This is a genomic window from Rhodococcus sp. IEGM 1302 (genome assembly GCF_030056935.1).
Lineage (GTDB): Bacteria > Actinomycetota > Actinomycetes > Mycobacteriales > Mycobacteriaceae > Rhodococcus_F > Rhodococcus_F qingshengii.
In genome coordinates this window covers 18,595-37,474 of sequence record NZ_JASHKY010000024.1, presented here as the reverse complement: position 1 = coordinate 37,474, position 18,880 = coordinate 18,595, and the positions used below count along the sequence as shown (strand labels likewise).

The following is an 18,880-nucleotide window of genomic DNA, read 5'->3' as shown; positions in this document are numbered from 1 at the left end:
CGAAGGGAATGCCATGAGCAGCAACGTGTACCGGGTGACCGAGATCGTCGGCTCGTCCACCGAGAGCAGTGACGCGGCAATTCGCACCGCCATCGCCCGGGCGAACGAGACGGTACGCAACCTCGAATGGTTCGAGGTGGTGGAAACTCGCGGTCACATCGAGAACGGCGCCGTGGCGCATTTCCAGGTCACGTTGAAGGTCGGCTTCCGGCTCGACGGCGACGAATCTTGAGTCGTCGTTCATGAGTGTTGATCTCAGGGCGGCCGTCGGGTTCATGGCGGGACATGCCAGAACTCTCGATCGGCATCGACTGAATTTGATTCTCGGACAGGGTGACCGGACCGCGGCATTGGCGGCTGTGGACAGTTATCGCAACCCGGACGGTGGGTACGGCTGGGGACTCGAACCGGATCTTCGCTCGGCATCGAGCCAACCTGGCGGCGCGCTGCACGCCTTCGAAGCCTTTGCCGACATCGGAACGCCGACGCCCAGAGCGGTCGAACTGTGCGACTGGTTGCAGACCAATTCGCTGGCAGACGGCGGTTTGCCGTTCGCCTTCCCGATCGCCGACCCGGCCGGTTGTGCGCCCTTCTGGGTGGATGCGGATCCGTTGGCGCCGTCGTTGCAGATCACCAGCATCGTGTGTGCTGCAGCGGCTCGCGTTGCCGAATTCGACGAGGCCGTCGCCGAACATCCGTGGTTCGCCTCTGCCGTTCGATATTGCCTCGACGCGATCGACGGAGCGGATTCTCTGCACGCCCTCGAGCTGGCCTTTGCCTTGCAGTTTCTCGACGCGGTTCACCGGAACAGTCCCGAAGCGTCGTCGTTGGTGAGCACTCTTGGTTCGCGTATCCCGGCTGACGGCTTGGTTCACGTGGACGGGGGAGCCGAGGGCGAATTCATGCGGCCCCTCGATTTCTCACCGCTTCCCGGCGGCCCGACCCGCGCGTTGTTCGACGCATCAGTGATCGAGTCCGAACTGTCTGCGCTCGCTGCGCGACAACATGGCGACGGCGGTTGGGCGGTGGATTTCGACAGCTATTCGCCCGTCGCGGCGTTGGAATGGCGCGGTCACGCCACCGTGCAGGCGGTGTGGCTGCTGAAGCGCAATGGGGTGATCTGAAAACGATTCTCGCGCCAAATTGGAACACGTTATAGTCTGGGAACCAGTTCGAGCTTCGTGTTTCAGGGATAGGGGAATGTCATGGCGTATGTGATCACGCAGCCGTGCTGCAACGACGCCTCGTGTGTTGACGTGTGTCCGGTCAATTGCATTCACCCGACACCGGACGAAGCCCCGTTCGCGACCACCGAAATGCTCTACATCGATCCCGACACCTGCATCGATTGTGGTGCGTGTGTGGACGAATGCCCGGTCGAGGCGATCTTCCCGGACAACGAACTCGACGAGGACGACGCGCCGTACCTGCAGATGAACGCGTCGTACTTCGAGAAGCATCCGATGGGCCCGGATTGGCCCGAGCCGATCACGATGGCCAAGATCGATCCCGAACTGGGAACGCTGAAAGTAGCGATCGTCGGCTCCGGCCCGGCCGCCTGCTACGCGGCGATGGAACTGACCGGCAAGCCTCGCGTCGAGGTCGACATGTTCGATCGACTTCCCACTCCATACGGTTTGGTGCGCGCCGGCGTGGCGCCAGACCATCCCGGAACCAAGGGGGTCACCGATCAGTTCCGCGCCGTCGTCGCGAAGAAGACTGTGCGCTGCCACTTCAACGTCGAGGTGGGCACCCACATCTCGCATTCGGAACTCTTGGACCATCACCACGCAGTGATCTACGCGGTGGGCGCTGCCGGGGATCGCAAGCTCGAGATCCCGGGCGAGGATCTGCCGGGAAGTCACGCCGCCACCGAGTTCGTCGCCTGGTACAACGGCCACCCGGGATATGCCGATCGGACTTTCGATCTGTCCGGCGAGCGAGCGGTGATCGTCGGAAACGGCAACGTCGCACTCGACGTCGCACGCATCCTGGTGACCGACCCTGACCAGCTTGCGAAGACGGACCTCGCCGAGCACGCATTGGAAGCGCTGCGGAACAGCAAGATTCGTGAGGTGGTCATTCTCGGGCGTCGTGGGCCGGCGCAGGCCGCGTACACCAATCCCGAACTGTTGGCGCTCGGACAGATGGCGAACGTGGACGTAGTCGTCGACCCGATCGAAGCCGAACTCGACGAGGCCAGTCAGGCGTTCGTGGACAGCGATGCCGCCGAGCCGTCCGTCCTGCTCAAGGTCAAGCAGGCGCAGGAATTTGCTTCGCGTACCGCAGATCCTTCTCGCAAGCGGATCGTTCTCCGGTTCCTCACCTCTCCCGTCGAGGTCCTCGGCGACGGGGCAGTCTCACAGGTGAGGATCGTGAAAAACGAATTGGTGGCAACGCCGACCGGTCAGCTCTCCGCCCGGCCTACCGAGACCGAGGAGACGATCGACACTTCACTGGTGCTTCGGTCGGTCGGATACCGCGGCACACCGATGGCCGACTTGCCCTTCGACGACGCTCGCGGCGTGATCCCCAACGAGAACGGCAGAGTAATCGACACCGAGACCGGCACGCCGATCCCGGGTGTCTACGTCGCGGGTTGGATCAAGCGCGGACCGACTGGCGTGATCGGCACCAACAAGTACTGCTCCGCCGAGACCGTGTCGATGATCTTCGACGACTTCGCTGGTGGGCGCCTCGCCGCCCCGACCGAGGATGCCGACAAGTTGCAGGTTTTGTTGGCAGACCGGTCGCCGGATCAGGTGGACTATCAAGGTTGGCAGCGTATCGACAAGGCAGAACGCGCATCCGGTGCCGCAACCGGACGGCCGCGAACCAAACTCATCTCCATCGAATCCATGTTGGCGGCTGCCCGGAGCGAGGGATAGCAACGTTTGGGCGAACATCCGAATTGCTCGATTGCCGCTTTTGTGTGTTAATGACTATGGAAATGTGCGGTTTGCTCTCTTCGGTGTGCTCGGGTGTGTAGGTGTGCTCCGAGCGGGTGCGTCCGAATGGTGCATCGGCATCGGTACCAGGCGGGTATCGATGCCGGCCGCGCACGATCCACGTGAGTACGTGGTCAGTCGAGCGAAGGTAGTGACATGGGCAGCAAACAGGGTCGTCGGACGTCACGGGTTGCCGTGGCAATCGTCGGAGCAGTGGCCGCCGGCCTCGCTCTGGCCGGACCCTCCGCGGCTGTTCCGCTCTTTCCCGGTGGACCCGACATTCCGTTGCCCGTGATCCCCGGCGTTCCGTACCTCGACCCGGCAATTCCGGTTCCGGGCATCCCGGGTACGCCGATCCAGGCGCCCATCGGCGTCCCCAACTTCTCCGCTCCGTCACTCAATCCGTCTGCGGGTGAGACCGTCGGTATCGCGCAGCCGATCATCATTCGATTCAACGAGGCCGTCGGCGACCGTGCGACGGCCGAACGCGCTATTCGCGTGACCACCGATCCGCCGGTCGAGGGCAGCTTCTACTGGATCAACGACAGCCAGGTCCGTTGGAAGCCGACACAGTTCTGGCCGGCGAACATCTCCGTGACCGTCGACGCCGGTGATTCGCACTCCACGTTCAACATCGGTGATGCGCTCGTCACGGTCGCGGACGACAACACCAAGCAGGTCACGGTCACCCGCAACGGCGAGGTCGTGCGCACCATGCCGACGTCGTTCGGCAAGCCGGGCCACGAAACACCGAACGGCACGTACATCGTCGGCGAGCAGCTGCGCGACATGTACATGGATTCGTCCACGTACGGCGTTCCGATCGATTCTCCCGAGGGGTACCGCACCTACGTCGAGTACGCGACGCGAATTTCCTACAGTGGCATCTTCGTCCATGCAGCTCCGTGGTCGGTTGCGCAACAGGGTTTCACCAACGTCAGCCACGGCTGCCTCAATGTCAGCACCGAGGATGCCAAGTGGTTCTTCGAGAACGCTGGCAAGGGCGACCCGGTGATCGTGCAGAACACCGCAGGTGGAGTCCTCAGCGGCGCCGACGGATTGGGTGACTGGAACCGCTAGACATCGACGAGGAAGGCCCTGCGCGAGAAGTATTCGCGCAGGGCCTTTTTCGTGTCGCGTTCAGCTCGAGTGTCTTGTACGTTCACCATTCATTCGTTGCGGGCGGTCAGACTGCCTCAGTGAGATCGAGTCCGGAAAGAACGCTGCCCACTTCAGGCAAGCCAGGTCTGTGGGGCAGACCATGGCGTGATTACGCGCTGTTCGCGCTCTTGGTAGGTCCCAATCTCGCGTTGCTGATCTTGTTCACCTATCGCCCGCTGGTGGACAACATCCGACTTTCGTTCTTCGACTGGAACATTGCGGACCCGAAGGCGACGTTCATCGGGCTGAGCAATTACCGCGAGTGGTTCGGACGAAGCGACACCTGGCAGATCGTCACCAACACAGTGGTATTCACATTGGTCACAGTGGTGGGTTCGATGGTCATCGGTTTGGCGTTGGCCATGCTGCTCGATCGCAAGCTCGTCGGGCGAAACCTGGTCCGGTCGGCCATCTTCGCTCCGTTCGTCATCTCCGGTGCAGCGATCGGTGTCGCGTTTCAGTTCGTCTTCGACCCCAACTTCGGTCTGATCCAGGATCTCCTGCACCGCGTCGGACTCCAATCGCCCGACTTCTATCAGGACCCCCACTGGGCGCTGTTCATGGTGACGGTGACATACATGTGGAAGAACCTCGGCTACACGTTTGTCATCTATCTCGCTGCGCTGCAAGGAGTTCGGCAAGAGTTGAACGAAGCCGCCGAAATCGACGGTGCCAAGCCGTGGACCAAGTTCCGCCGGGTTCTCCTACCTCAGTTGCGCCCGACGACGTTCTTCCTCTCCATCACCGTCATGCTCAACTCGCTCCAGGTCTTCGACATCATCAACGTCATGACCCGTGGTGGCCCGCTGGGTACGGGGACGACGACGATGGTCTACCAGGTGTACAACGAGACGTTCCGAAACTTCCGGGCGGGCTACGGTGCGACGGTTGCCACCATCATGTTCCTGATCCTGCTGATCATCACCGTCTACCAGGTTCGTGCCATGGATCGGGGAGAAGAGAAATGACAGCGGTAGAGGAAAAGAAAAGCGCTGCTCCGACTTCCGTCGTTAGGCCGGGGCCGGACCGCAAGAACGTGGACCGGCGTGAGGTCGGTGTGAAGATCCTCGGCTATGCGGCAATGGTGATCGCGTTGGTCATCATCGTCCTGCCGCTCTACTGGATCGTGATGACCTCGTTCAAGGAGCGCCCGGAGATCTACACGCAGCCGGCAACGTGGTGGCCGTCGTCGCTGCATCCCGAAAACTATTCGGAAGCAACCACATCGGTCCCGTTCTGGATGTTCTTGCGGAACTCGATAGTGATCACGACGATTCTGTCGGCGGCGAAGTTCGTTCTGGGGACTCTCAGCGCCTATGGGCTTGTTTTCCTGCGCTTCCCGGGGAAGAACTTCGTCTTTCTCGGAATCATCGCCGCATTGATGGTTCCGAACCAGATCACCGTGATCTCGAATTACGCGCTCGTGGCAGAGTGGGGCTGGCGTAACACGTTCCAGGGCATCATAGTTCCGCTCGCGGGTGTAGCCTTCGGTACGTTCCTCATGCGCAACCACTTCCTCTCGATCCCTTCGGAGATCGTCGAGGCGGCGCGGATGGACGGAGCCGGCCACTGGCGGTTGCTCTGGCGCGTGGTGCTCCCCGTTTCCGGACCCACGATGGTGGCGTTCGGCATCATCACGGTGGTCAACGAATGGAACGAGTACCTGTGGCCGTTCCTCATGTCCGACGATTCCTCGGTAGCGCCGCTGCCGATCGGATTGACCCAACTGCAGAACAACGACGGACTTACCAACTGGGGTCCGGTCATGGCAGGAACGGTGCTGACGATGCTACCGATCCTGGTGATTTTCCTTCTGCTGCAAAGACACATGATCAAGGGCCTCACCTCCGGTGCGGTCAAGGGCTGACAGCTTTCCCGTCACATTTCTTTCTCGAGGAGCAGTAATGGCAAACATGAACAGGCGCGGATTCTTGAGCCTCGGCGGTGCAATCGCCGCCGGAGCCGCACTGACCGCGTGCGCGGGATCCGGCGGGTCGAGCGCTGATGCTGCGGGAACATCCGGTGCGTCGGGTGATTCCAACACCATCACCTTCTGGTCGAACCACCCGGGTAAGTCCACCGACGTGGAGAAGGAACTGATCAACCGCTTCCAGACCAAGTACCCGGACCTGAAGGTCAACTTGGTGGACGGCGGCAAGAACTACGAAGAGGTGGCACAGAAGTTCAACGCTGCCCTCTCCGGTGGAGATGTGCCCGATGTGGTTGTGCTGTCCGATGTCTGGTGGTTCAACTATGCACTGGCCGGGGCAATCGAGCCGCTCGACGGACTCTTCTCCGAGGTGGGGGTCGACTCGGCCGACTACGTCGATTCACTGCTCGCCGACTACCTGTTCCAGGGCAAGCACTATGCGCTTCCCTACGCGCGGTCGACGCCGTTGTTCTACTACAACAAGGCGGTCTGGTCGCAGGCAGGTCTTCCCGACCGTGGGCCGGCGACATGGCAGGAGTTCGACGAGTGGGGACCCGAGCTGCAGAAGGTCGTGGGCAACGGCAAGTTGGCACACGGGTGGGGCAACGCGAAGGATTACCTCGGCTGGACCTACGAAGGCCCAATCTGGACGTTCGGCGGCTCGTACTCCGACCAGTGGAATCTGCAGCTCGACAACGAGAAGACCATTGCCGCAGGGCAGTTCCTCTCCAGCATGATTCATGACAAGAAGTACGCCGCGGTCTCCACTGACATCGCGAACGAATTCGGTACCGGCATTCTGGCGTCGACCATCGCGTCGACGGGCGATCTGTCCGGCATCAAGAAGACTGCCAACTTCGACTTCGGCACCGCTTTCCTCCCGGCAGTGGACGGAACTCCCGGTTGCCCCACCGGCGGTGCCGGGCTTGCCATCCCGTCCAAGATCTCCGATCAGCGTAAGAAGAACGCGCTCAAGTTCATCGACTTCATCACCAATGGTGAGAACACGGCGTACTTCTCGCAGAACGTCGGCTACATGCCGGTCCGCAAGTCGGCAACCTCGGAGCCGAGCATGAAGGCGTTCCTCGACGCGAACCCCAACTCCCGTACCGCTGTGGATCAGCTCTCGCGTACGCGCTCGCAGGACTACGCACGCGTGTTCGTCCCGGGTGGGGATCAGATCATCGGCACCGGACTCGAGCAGATCGCTCTCCAGAAGGCCGACGTCGCATCGACATTCGCCGGCGTTGCCACGCAGTTGCAGCAGATCATCGACCGGCAGATCACCCCCAAGCTGCCGAAGTAGTAGGAGAGAACACTCATGGCCAACGTGCAATTCGCGGGAGTCACGCACCGCTACGAAGGAACCGATCGACCGGCAGTCGACCGTCTCGACCTCGACATCGCCGACGGTGAGTTCCTGGTACTCGTAGGACCTTCCGGTTGCGGTAAGTCCACCAGCCTGCGAATGCTCGCCGGTCTCGAGTCCGCGTCGGACGGCCGGATCGAGATCGGCGGCACGGACGTCACGCACCTCGCTCCGCGAGCACGTGACGTCGCCATGGTGTTTCAGAGTTACGCGCTGTACCCGAACATGACCGTCGAGCAGAACATGGGTTTTGCGCTCCAGAACGCGGGAGTGGGAAAGGCCGAGCGACGGGAACGGGTACTCGAGGCCGCGCGGATGCTCGAACTCGAACCCTTGCTCGGACGGAAACCGGCAAAGCTGTCGGGCGGGCAACGTCAGCGAGTTGCCATGGGTAGAGCCATCGTTCGCCATCCCAAGGTGTTCTGCATGGACGAACCACTCAGTAATCTGGACGCCAAACTGCGCGTCAGCACACGGTCGCAGATCGCCGCCCTACAGCGTCGACTCGGCACCACGACGGTCTACGTCACCCACGATCAGGTCGAAGCGATGACGATGGGGGACCGAGTGGCGGTGATGCTGGACGGTCGCTTGCAGCAGGTGGCGAAGCCGCGCGAACTCTACGACAACCCCGTCAACACCTTTGTGGCCGTCTTCATCGGATCGCCCGGCATGAACCTGATCGAAGCGCCGGTCGAGGGAACCGTCGCAGTGCTCGGTGATCTGCGGATTCCGCTGCCCACCGGGGCGTCCGAGCGGGAGCGGGTCGTCGTGGGAGTGCGCCCGGAATCGTGGGATCTGGTGGGAGCGTGGCGAAAGGGCTCGCTGGCCGTGGATGCCGATCTGCTCGAAGAGTTGGGAGCCGAATCGTTCGTCTATGCAAAGGGTGCCCCGGATTCGCAGTGGCAGAGCCGATCCGGTCGAATCGTCATTCGCGTCGACCGGAAGATGTCGGTGGCACCGGGGGAGTCGCTTCATCTGCTGCCCAAGGCCGGCGAGGTGTACTTCTTTTCCGCGGAGACCGGAGTACGTCTGTAGCGATACTGTGTGCGGCATGACCGTCGCACGTTCGCTGTTGCTGTTCGTACTCGCCGCGCTGCTCGAAATCGGGGGCGCGTGGTTGGTGTGGCAGGGAATTCGCGAGCACAAGGGATGGATCTGGGTGGGGCTCGGCGTCATCTCGCTCGGCCTCTACGGTCTGGTGGCCACCATGCAACCCGATGCGAACTTCGGGCGCATCCTCGCCGCGTACGGCGGGATCTTCGTCGCAGGTTCACTGCTGTGGGCGGTGGTGATGGACGGATTCCGCCCGGATCGTTTCGACATCGCCGGTGCGCTGATCTGTCTGGTCGGCGTCGGGGTGATCATGTACGCCCGGTAGGCCTTCGGCCCCGTGCGCGCTCAGGGAGTCCAGGGGGTCCCTAAGCGCGCACAGGGGCTTGCCCCTGCTACCAGATCTTCACACGCTTCTCCGGCTCCAAATACAGTGCGTCACCGGGCTTGACGTCGAACTCCTCGTGGAACGTGTCGAGGTTGCGGACGACGCCGTTGCACCGGAACTCCGGCGGCGAGTGCGGGTCGACGGCCAGACGGCGAAGCGCTTCGGCCTCACGGGCCTTCGTGCGCCATACCTGCGCCCACCCGAAGAACACGCGCTGCAAGCCGGTGAGTCCGTCGATGACCGGAGGTTCGGTACCTTCGGTCGCGATCTTGTACGCCGCGATCGCGATCGACAGCCCGCCGAGGTCGCCGATGTTCTCGCCGATCGTGAACTCGCCGTTGACGTGGTGGCCCGGCAGTTCCTTGGGCTCGAACTCGTTGTACTGCTCGATGAGAGCCTTTGTGCGCTTGCCGAATTCGCTGCGGTCCTCGTCGGTCCACCAGTCGACCATGTTGCCGTCGCCGTCGTACTTGGCGCCCTGATCGTCGAATCCGTGACCGATCTCGTGGCCGATGACGGCGCCGATGCCGCCGTAGTTGGCAGCGTCGTCGGCTGCCGCGTCGAAGAACGGCGGCTGGAGAATGGCTGCGGGGAAGACGATTTCGTTCATGCCCGGGTTGTAGTAGGCGTTGACGGTCTGCGGTGTCATGAACCACTCGTCACGGTCGACGGGGCCGCCCAGCTTGGCCAGGTCACGGTCGTACTCGGCGGCGTATCCGCGACGGTAGTTGCCCACCAGGTCGGTTGCCGAGATCTCGAGTCCGGCGTAGTCGCGCCACTTGTCGGGGTAACCGATCTTCGGGGTGAACTTCTCGAGCTTGGCCAATGCAGCCTCACGAGTCTGCGGGCTCATCCACTCGAGGTCGGAGATGTTGCGGCGGTACGCCTCCTGCAGGTTTGCGACCAGTTCCAGCATGCGGGTCTTCGCCTCTGCGGGGAAGTGTCGATCGACGTAGAGCTTGCCGACTGCCTCGCCGAGCAGATCCTGGACCAGGCTTACCCCGCGCTTCCAGCGCTCACGGTTCTCTTCGGTCCCGGACAGTGTGGTGCCGTAGAAAGCGAAAGTCTCGTCGACCAGGGCCGAATGCAGGTAAGGGGAGCGGGCATGAAGCACCTTCCACGCCGCCCATGCCTTCCAGTCGTCCAGTGACTCCGACGCCCAGAGTGCGGTGAAGGTGTGCAGGAATTCGGGCTGGCGGACCACGATCTCGGCGAACTTCTCCGAATCGGCGCCGAGACCGGACAGCCATGCCGCCCAGTCCAAACCGGGGTTCTGCTCGGTCAGTTCCTCGAAGCCCACCAGGTTGTAACTCAAATCTGCGTCACGACGCTTGACGACGTCCCAATGCCCGGCCGCGATCTTCTTCTCGAGCTCGAACACACGCTGGGCGTCGTAGCCGACGCCGGCGAGGGTGAACATCTTGTCGATGTGCGCGACGTACTTCTCGCGGATCTCCGCGTAGTTGTCCTCGCGGTAGTACGACTCGTCGGGGAGGCTGATTCCCGACTGGCTGAAGTGGATCAGGTACCGCTCGGAGTTCTTGGCATCGGTGTCGACGTAATGCGAGATGGCACCGCCGACGCCGACGCGCTGGTGGCGTCCGATCACGGTGGCCAGCGACGACCGGTCCGGCGCATCGGCGACGGCGTCGAGCTCGTCGTCGATGGGGCCGAGGCCTGCGGCCTCCACGGCGTCGGCGTCCATGAAGCTCGAGTACAGGTCGCCGATGCGCTGTGCATCGGTACCGGCGGCCGAGTTGGACTCCGCGGCTTCAGTGATGATGGTCTGTACGTCTTCTTCGGCCTTGTCGTAGAGCGTCCGGAAGGCCCCGTCGACTGCGCGGTCTGCCGGAATCTCGTATTCGGCGAGCCATTTTCCGTTGACGTGGACGAACAGATCGTCCTGCGCCCGTGTGTCGCCGTCGAGGTGGGTGAGGTCGATGCCTGAGCGATGAGCCGTGGTCATTTCTCCATCCTTACACGATCATGACGAACTGCTCGGTGTGTGCGCGATCGCTCCACGCCGAGTTCATCTCTTGTGCTGGGCAACGTCGGTATGGCATGGCACGATCGAATACGTGACCAGCAGACCTGCCGCAGATCCGCACCTGCAGGACCTCGCGCGACTACGACGTGTGCGAGACCGTATCGACCGGGAGTACGCGCGGCCTCTGGACGTGGAGGCGCTCGCGCGGGGAGTGAACATGTCTGCGGGGCATCTCAGTCGCCAATTCCGTCAGGCATACGGAGAACCGCCGTACGCCTACCTGATGACCAGGCGAATCGAGCGAGCGATGGCGTTACTGCGGCGCGGAGATCTCAGTGTCACGGACGTCTGCTTCGAGGTCGGTTGCAGCTCTCTCGGCACTTTCAGCAGCAAGTTCACCGAATTGGTGGGGGTTCCGCCCAGTGTCTATCGGCGCGAGGCCGAGCAGTCGACGGCAGGAATGCCGTCCTGCGTGTCCAAACAAGTCACCAGACCGATCAGGAATCGAGAAGCGCAGACCGCGCAGCCGCAATTAACGTGATCGCCATGGACATCACCATTCACTCGAGTTTCCTTCCGCAGGACGACCCTGAAGCCGCCCTGAACTTCTATCGCGACACGCTCGGCTTCGAGGTTCGCAACGACGTCGGCTACGACGGGATGCGTTGGATCACGGTGGGGCCGCCCGGCCAGCCCGGCACCTCCATCGTGCTGCATCCGCCGGCCGTCGATCCCGGAATCACCGACGAGGAGCGCCGCACCATCATCGAGATGATGGCCAAGGGCACTTACGGCGGACTTCTCCTGGCCACCAAAGATCTGGACGACACGTTCGAGCGGCTTCAGGCCGGCGACATCGACGTCGTCCAGGAACCGACCGAGCAGCCGTACGGCGTTCGCGATTGCGCCGTCCGGGACCCAGCGGGAAACCTGATCCGTATTCAAGAACTGCGCTGAGCCCGTCAACTGCGCTGAGACCGTCGGCGATCGACTGACAGATGGAGACACGATGACTGCCTTGCACACCGCAGACAGCCACGATTTGATCCGCGTGCAAGGCGCGCGGGTGAACAACCTCGAAGACATCAGTGTCGAGATCCCGAAGCGGAGGCTGACGGTATTCACCGGCGTCTCCGGTTCGGGGAAGAGTTCGCTGGTGTTCAGTACGATCGCCGCGGAATCGCAGCGGATGATCAACGAGACCTACAGCGCTTTCGTTCAAGGATTCATGCCGACGCTCGCGCGGCCGGACGTCGATGTTCTCGACGGCCTGACCACCGCGATCATCGTCGATCAGCAGCGGATGGGAGTCGACCCGCGCTCGACCGTCGGAACCGCCACCGACGCCAACGCGATGCTCCGCATCCTGTTCAGCCGTCTCGGAAAGCCTCACATCGGTTCGCCTCAGGCGTTTTCGTTCAACGTGGCCTCGATCTCCGGAGCAGGCGCGGTCACGATGGAACGCGGCGGACGTCAGACGAAAGAGCGTCGCAGCTTCAAGATCACCGGCGGCATGTGTCCGCGGTGTGAGGGACGAGCGGCGGTCAACGATTTCGATCTGACCGCGTTGTACGACGACACCAAGTCGCTCAACGAGAGTGCGATCACGGTCCCCGGCTACAGCATGGAGGGTTGGTACGGCCGGATCTACCGCGGCTGCGGTTTCTTCGATCCCGACAAGCCGATCAAGAAGTACACCAAGAAGGAACTGAACGATCTGCTCTACAAAGAGCCGACCAAGATCAAGGTCGAAGGCATCAACCTGACGTACACGGGTCTGATTCCGCAGATTCAGAAGTCGTTCCTGGCCAAGGACGTCGACGCGATGCAGCCCCACATCCGGGCTTTCGTCGAGCGGGCGATCACGTTCACCACCTGCCCCGAGTGCGACGGGACGCGACTGAGCGAGGGGGCGCGGTCGTCGAAGATCAAGGGCGTCAACATCGCCGACGCCTGCTCGATGCAGATCAGCGATCTCGCGGAATGGGTCAGCGGACTGAAGGAGCCTTCGGTCGCGCCGTTGCTCACGACGCTCGGTGAAACGCTCGACTCGTTCGTGGAGATCGGACTCGGCTACCTCAGTCTCGATCGGCCGTCGGGAACCCTCTCCGGCGGTGAAGCTCAGCGCACCAAGATGATTCGTCACCTGGGTTCCTCGCTCACCGACATCACGTATGTTTTCGACGAGCCCACTACCGGCCTGCATCCGCACGACATCGCGAGGATGAACGACCTACTGCTGCGCCTGCGCGACAAGGGCAACACCGTGCTCGTGGTCGAGCACAAGCCGGAGACGATCGTGATCGCCGACCACATCGTCGACCTCGGTCCGGGTGCGGGTAGCGCCGGCGGAAACGTCTGCTTCGAGGGCACCGTCGACGGTTTGCGTGCCAGCGACACCGTCACCGGCCGTCACTTCGACGACCGGGCCGCAATCAAGGAGACCGTTCGCGAGTCCACCGGGGCAATCGAGATTCGTGGAGCGAACGCACACAACCTGCAGGACGTCGACGTCGACGTACCGCTCGGCGTCCTGGTCGTGGTCACCGGTGTCGCCGGGTCGGGCAAGAGTTCGCTGATCCACGGCTCGCTCGCGAAACGCGAAGACGTGGTGTCGGTCGATCAGAGTGCGATCCGTGGCTCGCGCCGGAGCAACCCGGCAACGTACACCGGGCTGCTCGACCCGATCCGCAAGGCATTCGCGAAGGCCAACGGCGTGAAGCCGGCGCTGTTCAGTGCCAACTCCGAGGGTGCCTGCCCGACGTGCAACGGCAACGGCGTCATCTACAGCGACCTGGCGATGATGGCCGGCGTTGCCACTCTCTGCGAGGAGTGCGAGGGCAAGCGCTTCCAAGCCGAGGTACTCGAATACAAATTCGGTGGCAAGGACATCAACGAGGTTCTCACGATGTCGGTGGCCGAGGCCGAGGAGTTCTTCGGCGAGGGTGAGGCCAAGACCCTCGCTGCGCACAAGATCCTCGTCCGACTGGTCGACGTGGGGCTCGGATACCTCACGATCGGCCAGCCATTGACGACGCTGTCGGGCGGTGAGCGTCAGCGCATCAAGCTGGCAACCCACCTGGGTGAGAAGGGCGGCGTGTACGTCCTCGACGAGCCGACCACCGGACTGCACCTGGCCGACGTCGAGCAGTTGCTCGGCCTGCTCGATCGACTGGTCGATTCCGGTAAGTCAGTCATCGTGATCGAGCACCACCAAGCGGTGATGGCACACGCAGACTGGATCATCGACCTCGGCCCTGGTGCCGGTCACGACGGCGGTCGGATCGTCTTCGAGGGCACTCCCGAGGAGCTCGTCGCCGACGGCTCCACACTCACCGGAAAGCACCTCGCGGTATACGTCGGCAGCTGACCGGGCTCCTACCTCAGGCGTCGATACCCAGGTTGATGACGGCGAGGTAGGACCCGTCCGACTGCTTTTCGACGGTCATGAGGCCGGTGTCGTCGTAGATGCCGTCACTGGCGTTGTTCGTGTTGTTCTCACGACCGGTGTGCTCGCTGTACGGGGACTGCGAGTACACCTCGTCGAGAAGGGTCTCGTCGAAGAAGGTCTGCGACGTGAGGACCGTCTTCTTGTCGATGTGAACCTTGACGTGGATGTGGGTGGTGCGGCCCATGTACCAGCCGGGGAAGATCGTGGTGAAGTGTGCGATGCCGTTTGCATCGGTGGTCTGCGCCCCGCGCAGATAGGTGCCGTCGTCGGTGGTGGTGGCTTCGGTGTCGCCGACGCTGTACGAACCGTCGGAGGTCTCACCGGACCCTCCCATGCCGCCGCCCATTCCGCCTCCGGGTGCACCTGACGGAGGTTCACCCATCCCGCCGGCCGGGGGAGTTCCGCCGCCACCGCCGCCGCCGTTGGCGCTCAGCGAACCGGATTCGAAGCCGGAGTACACGCCGCCGGCGTCGCAGTGCCAGATCTCGACTACGGCGTTGGAGACCGCGCCGATGCTGCCGTCGACGTTGCACTGGCTGTTGTCCTGCACGCGCATTGCCACCTGCAGTGTGGTGCCCGGACGGTCTTCGCGGATGTCGCCGCGAATGGAGTCGACGTCGAACCAGTAGGGGCCCTGTGTCTCTTCCTTGCTCATGACGCACTGCGGTGCTTTGGCCAGAAGTGCGGTGACGGCATCGCCGGACGTGGCCGCTGCGGAAGCGCCGGAAGTGGTTGTCGTCGATGCAGCCGCGGCCGAAGTCGTCGTGGCGGTGCCACTGTTACCGGAACAGGCTGCGATGAGCCCGCCGAGACTGATGGTTCCGCCGAGAGCGAGGGCCCGTCGACGGCTCACGCGCAGCCTGCTCGCTTCGATGTCTTTGTTCACGCCGCTGTACCTCCATTGTGTGGGCTGTTGTCTCAATGGTGGACGGGCGACCTGGTGCGGAACTGGTTATCCGCTGTGAACTTGCTGGGAGAGCATCTGAATGCTCGAAGTGGCCCGCACATAGACCTGTCCGCCGGCGTCGACGATGCGAGTTTCGATCAGCGCGAGCCTGCGCCCGGCACGAATCACGGAGGCCTCGGCGCGCAAGACCGGCCCGCCGATGTCGGGTGAGCGCAGGAAGTCGATCTTGTGGTCGAGGACGCGATAGTCCTGGTCGACGCTGGTCAGGGTCTGGGCAGACAGGCCAGTGATGGCGTCGACTGCCGAGATGAGGACACCGCCCTGAACGGCGCCCAACGGGTTGGCCATCCAGTCCACGGGTGTGAACTCGCCGACGACGGAACCCGGGGTCACGTCGACGACAGCAAGATCGAGGAGTCCGGCGAGTGGACCGCGTTCGAGTCTGCCGTCGCGGATTCCTTCGACGACGTCGGACCCGGACAACCCGCTCAGGTTGCTTGTCTTCTCCGGCGTCGGGACGGGCAGCGGCTCGCCCTCCACGTAGTCGTCGATTCCCACGACGGGGGGACGCGAGACCACCATGGCGCGACCGGCCATCACTGCCAGAAGGGTGCCGTTCTCGTCGCGAAGTTGCCCGGATGCGAGTCCGACGCCGTCGTCGAGATGCACGAGTGTTCCGGTGGCACCGACGTCCGCGACGTCGGGGATGTCGGCGCCCGCACTGACCGTGACCTGCGCGAGCACGGACTGATGGCCCGAGGTCAGTCCCGAGTACACCGCGCCACCCATGGCACCGTCGATCATGACGCCGATGGAACCGAGCACGGTCTTGCCACGGTGATCGTGGAATCGCTCGCCGACGGCCTGCGCGAAGGCCAGGTCCCCGGGCTCGACCGAAACGGCGCGCACACCCATCAATGTGTTGAGTGGGTCAAGCTTCTTGACGGGCGCGGCGGAGTTGTCGATGCTCATCCGTCGAGTATCTCCAGCGCGCCGAGTCCTGCCGAGACCGGGTCTCAACCACCGATGCGTGAATGCATCTCCCAGACGAGGACTTCGGCCCCGGCGTCGGAGGTCAGCTGCTGGCCACCCGAATCGCTCAACCGGACAGCATCGCCCTCGTACAGTGTGCCGACGCCCTCCATCTCGGCAGTGCCCTGCGCGACGAAGACGTGCAGGAACCGTGCGCCCGGAAGATTCACGGAGGTGCCGGGCAGAATGCGTGCGACATGCATGGCGGCGTTCTTGTTGTTGATGCGAATCGCCGAATGATCCTTGTAGCGCTCCATTCCGGAGGCAACCGGGATCAGACCGCCGCGCAGCAGTTCGTCGTCGATCTCGAGCTGTTCGTAACCGGGGGTCAGTCCACCTTCGTCCGGTACCACCCACATCTGGATGAAATGCACGGGGTCGGAATGCTGTTCGCCGCCGATACGCCACGAATCGTTCTTCTCACTGTGCATGATTCCGGTACCGGCGCTCATGCGCTGGGCGAGTCCCGGATAGATGACGCCGGTGTGGCCGATGGAATCCTGGTGCACGAGCGAACCGCGAAGCACCCAGGTCACGATTTCCATGTCCTTGTGCGGATGGGTGTCGAAACCGGTTCCCGCCAGTACGGTGTCGTCGTTGTTGACGAGCAGCAATCCGTGATGAGTGTTGTCCGGATCGTAGTGCTGTCCGAACGAGAACGAATGTTTCGAATCCAGCCAGGAGACGCGGGATTTCAAGCGATCGCCGGAGCGGTGCACATCGATGTGCGGTGTCGTCCGTGGGGCCTGTGCTCGACCAGATGCCATGGCTCCTCCTTCTGTACCACCGGGATCCACCACAATCGGGATCCGCCACTACCGGCATCCACCCTACGACGAACCTGCTGTGTAGTCCGAACATTGGGCGTACTCGGTGGTGTCGTCAGTTCGTCGACGCGTGCATCTCCCACACGAGTATCTCCGCATCGCCGATTCCCTCGACTCGTTGACCGCCAGTATCCTTGAGTCGCAACGAATCTCCCGGACCGAGCAATCCGACTCCCTCGACGTCGACAGTGCCACCGGCGATGAAGCCGTGCACGTACGGCGCATCCGGGAGAGATACCGACCCACCGGTCTCGAGGCGAGCAACATGCAGTGCCGCATGTTTGTTGTGCAAGCTGATCGCGCTGTGGTCGCGATGCGCGGGCATCCCCGACGCCAGGGTGATCAGGCCACCGCCGTCGAGTTCGGAGTTGATGTCGAGTTCCTGATAGCTCGGAGTCACTCCGGATTCGTCCGGGGGTATCCACATCTGGACGAGGTGAACGGGCTCGGTGACACGTGAGCCGTCGGCCCGGAAGCGATCGTTGCGCTCGGAGTGCAGGATTCCGGTACCGGCGCTCATTCTCTGCGCGAGTCCGCGATGGATGACCCCGGAGTGCCCAGCGGAATCCTGGTGAACCAGAGATCCGCTGAGCACCCACGTCACGATCTCGGTGTCGCGGTGCTGATGAGTGTCGAAACCGTAGTCGGCTTCGATGATGTCGTCGTTGTTCACCAACAGAAGTCCGTGCGCGTACGCGGCGTGATCGAAGTTTCCGGCGAAGGGGAAACTGTGACGCGCCGTGAGCCAGCCGTAGTTGAGATGCGCACGTTCGTCAGCTCGTTGGACGACTACCGACGACATGTCAGTTCAGCGTCTCGTGTGCCGCCGGGATGGATCCCAGGCGTCCGGCCTGGAAGTCCTCGAAGGCCTGCATGACCTCGGACTTGGTGTTCATGACGAACGGCCCGGCCATCGCGATGGGTTCGCGGATCGGCTTGCCGCCGAGGATGAAGACCTCGAGGGATTCGGTCCGTGAATCCTGGCGATCGGAAGCGGCGACGGTGATGGAGTCACCACGTCCGAAGACAGCTGTCTGTCCGGCACGAATGGGCCGACGCTCGGCCCCGACGGTGCCTTCGCCGGCGAGGACGTAGACGATCGCGTTGAACTCGGGATTCCACGGAAGTGTCAGGCTCGCACCCGGGGCCACAGTCGTGTGGGAGAGCGCGATGGGTGTGTACGTCGAACCGGGTCCGGCGTGGCCGGCGATGTCTCCGGCGATGACGCGTACCAAGGCTCCGCCGTCGGGGGAGGAGAGCAGCGCCACCTTGTTACCGGTGATGTCCTGGTACCGCGGCGCTGCCATCTTGTTGTCGCGAGGCAGGTTGACCCACAGCTGGACACCGTGGAACAGGCCGCCACTGACGACGAGGTGTTCCGGCGGAGTTTCGATGTGGAGGATGCCGCCACCCGCCGTCATCCACTGGGTGTCGCCGCCGCCGATAATGCCGCCGCCGCCGTTGGAGTCCTGGTGCTCCATGATGCCGTCGATCATGTAGGTCACGGTTTCGAAGCCGCGGTGGGGGTGCCACGGTGTGCCCTTGGGTTCGCCGGGTGCGTAGTTGACCTCACCCATCTGGTCCATGTGGATGAAGGGGTCGAGGGCGGAGAGGTCGATGCCGGCGAAGGCGCGGTGAACGGGGAAGCCTTCACCTTCGTATCCGACCGGTGCGGTGGTGATGCTCTTGACCGGGCGGTCGACTGCCGACGCTGCCGGCTCGTCGAGGCGGGGCAGGGCCAAGATGTTCTCGACTGTCACAGCAGGCATGTCGTACTCCTCGTGTCCGTGAAGCTGAAGTCAGGTAGTTGATTGTTCAACTATCTCA

General features: G+C 62.9%; 18 protein-coding genes. 12 read left to right on the top strand and 6 right to left on the bottom strand.

Features of this window, described 5'->3' with window-relative positions; genetic code table 11:
* Positions 1–13 precede the first annotated feature (13 nt).
* The 9 genes from QM609_RS23870 (at position 14) to QM609_RS23830 (ending at position 8,789) form a co-directional block, all read left to right on the top strand.
* Positions 14–232 carry a dodecin gene (locus QM609_RS23870; RefSeq protein ID WP_003939815.1) on the top strand — a complete coding sequence of 73 codons (219 nt, stop codon included), beginning with the start codon at positions 14–16 and terminating at the stop codon, positions 230–232.
* 10 nt (positions 233–242) lie between these two features.
* Entirely contained in the window at positions 243–1,124 is an 882-nt protein-coding gene (locus QM609_RS23865) for a hypothetical protein (RefSeq protein ID WP_050654826.1), read from the top strand.
* An 81-nt stretch (positions 1,125–1,205) separates the two neighbouring features.
* On the top strand, positions 1,206–2,888 hold the full coding sequence (locus QM609_RS23860) for an FAD-dependent oxidoreductase (RefSeq protein WP_050654825.1): 1,683 nt from the start codon (positions 1,206–1,208) through the stop codon (positions 2,886–2,888).
* 216 nt (positions 2,889–3,104) lie between these two features.
* Positions 3,105–4,028: a L,D-transpeptidase gene (locus tag QM609_RS23855; RefSeq protein ID WP_007731397.1), complete on the top strand. Its 924-nt coding sequence runs from the start codon at positions 3,105–3,107 to the stop codon at positions 4,026–4,028.
* Positions 4,029–4,102: 74 nt separating this feature from the next.
* A complete protein-coding gene (locus tag QM609_RS23850) occupies positions 4,103–5,077 on the top strand; it encodes a carbohydrate ABC transporter permease (RefSeq protein ID WP_003940557.1) in 975 nt (324 codons plus the stop codon).
* The gene (locus QM609_RS23845; RefSeq protein ID WP_003939837.1) at positions 5,074–5,976 is read left to right on the top strand and encodes a carbohydrate ABC transporter permease; all 903 of its coding nucleotides are present in this window, start codon (positions 5,074–5,076) and stop codon (positions 5,974–5,976) included. Before QM609_RS23850 ends, QM609_RS23845 begins: the two co-directional genes overlap by 4 nt.
* A 37-nt stretch (positions 5,977–6,013) precedes the next feature.
* Positions 6,014–7,345 (top strand): ABC transporter substrate-binding protein, encoded by a 1,332-nt coding sequence (locus QM609_RS23840; protein ID WP_003940485.1) that lies wholly within the window; start codon positions 6,014–6,016, stop codon positions 7,343–7,345.
* A gap of 15 nt (positions 7,346–7,360) precedes the next feature.
* Positions 7,361–8,446, top strand: a complete 1,086-nt coding sequence (locus tag QM609_RS23835; RefSeq protein WP_050654824.1) for an ABC transporter ATP-binding protein — start codon at positions 7,361–7,363, stop codon at positions 8,444–8,446.
* 16 nt (positions 8,447–8,462) lie between these two features.
* A complete protein-coding gene (locus QM609_RS23830) occupies positions 8,463–8,789 on the top strand; it encodes a YnfA family protein (RefSeq protein WP_003940244.1) in 327 nt (108 codons plus the stop codon).
* Between the two features lie 67 nt (positions 8,790–8,856).
* Here the strand turns inward: QM609_RS23830 and QM609_RS23825 are convergent, their stop codons facing one another.
* Positions 8,857–10,815 (bottom strand): M13 family metallopeptidase, encoded by a 1,959-nt coding sequence (locus QM609_RS23825; protein WP_007731407.1) that lies wholly within the window; start codon positions 10,813–10,815, stop codon positions 8,857–8,859.
* Positions 10,816–10,927: 112 nt separating this feature from the next.
* Between QM609_RS23825 and QM609_RS23820 the strand changes: the two genes are divergently transcribed.
* Genes QM609_RS23820 through QM609_RS23810 form a run of 3 tightly spaced genes read left to right on the top strand, consistent with a single transcriptional unit; the run spans position 10,928 to position 14,206 of the window.
* Positions 10,928–11,377, top strand: a complete 450-nt coding sequence (locus tag QM609_RS23820) for a helix-turn-helix transcriptional regulator (protein WP_030535180.1) — start codon at positions 10,928–10,930, stop codon at positions 11,375–11,377.
* 5 nt (positions 11,378–11,382) lie between these two features.
* Entirely contained in the window at positions 11,383–11,793 is a 411-nt protein-coding gene (locus tag QM609_RS23815) for a VOC family protein (RefSeq protein ID WP_003940539.1), read from the top strand.
* Between the two features lie 52 nt (positions 11,794–11,845).
* Positions 11,846–14,206, top strand: a complete 2,361-nt coding sequence (locus QM609_RS23810; protein WP_050654823.1) for an ATP-binding cassette domain-containing protein — start codon at positions 11,846–11,848, stop codon at positions 14,204–14,206.
* A 13-nt stretch (positions 14,207–14,219) separates the two neighbouring features.
* Here QM609_RS23810 and QM609_RS23805 read toward each other — a convergent pair whose 3' ends face one another.
* The 5 genes from QM609_RS23805 to QM609_RS23785 all read right to left on the bottom strand — a co-directional run bounded on the left by QM609_RS23805 (position 14,220) and on the right by QM609_RS23785 (position 18,822).
* Entirely contained in the window at positions 14,220–15,173 is a 954-nt protein-coding gene (locus tag QM609_RS23805; protein WP_050654822.1) for an intradiol ring-cleavage dioxygenase, read from the bottom strand.
* Positions 15,174–15,239: 66 nt separating this feature from the next.
* Positions 15,240–16,166, bottom strand: a complete 927-nt coding sequence (locus QM609_RS23800) for a PaaI family thioesterase (protein ID WP_050654821.1) — start codon at positions 16,164–16,166, stop codon at positions 15,240–15,242.
* 44 nt (positions 16,167–16,210) lie between these two features.
* Positions 16,211–16,993: a pirin family protein gene (locus tag QM609_RS23795; RefSeq protein WP_003940511.1), complete on the bottom strand. Its 783-nt coding sequence runs from the start codon at positions 16,991–16,993 to the stop codon at positions 16,211–16,213.
* A gap of 115 nt (positions 16,994–17,108) precedes the next feature.
* On the bottom strand, positions 17,109–17,855 hold the full coding sequence (locus QM609_RS23790; protein WP_003939960.1) for a pirin family protein: 747 nt from the start codon (positions 17,853–17,855) through the stop codon (positions 17,109–17,111).
* Position 17,856: 1 nt separating this feature from the next.
* Entirely contained in the window at positions 17,857–18,822 is a 966-nt protein-coding gene (locus QM609_RS23785) for a pirin family protein (RefSeq protein WP_050654820.1), read from the bottom strand.
* Between the last annotated feature and the right edge of the window lie 58 nt (positions 18,823–18,880).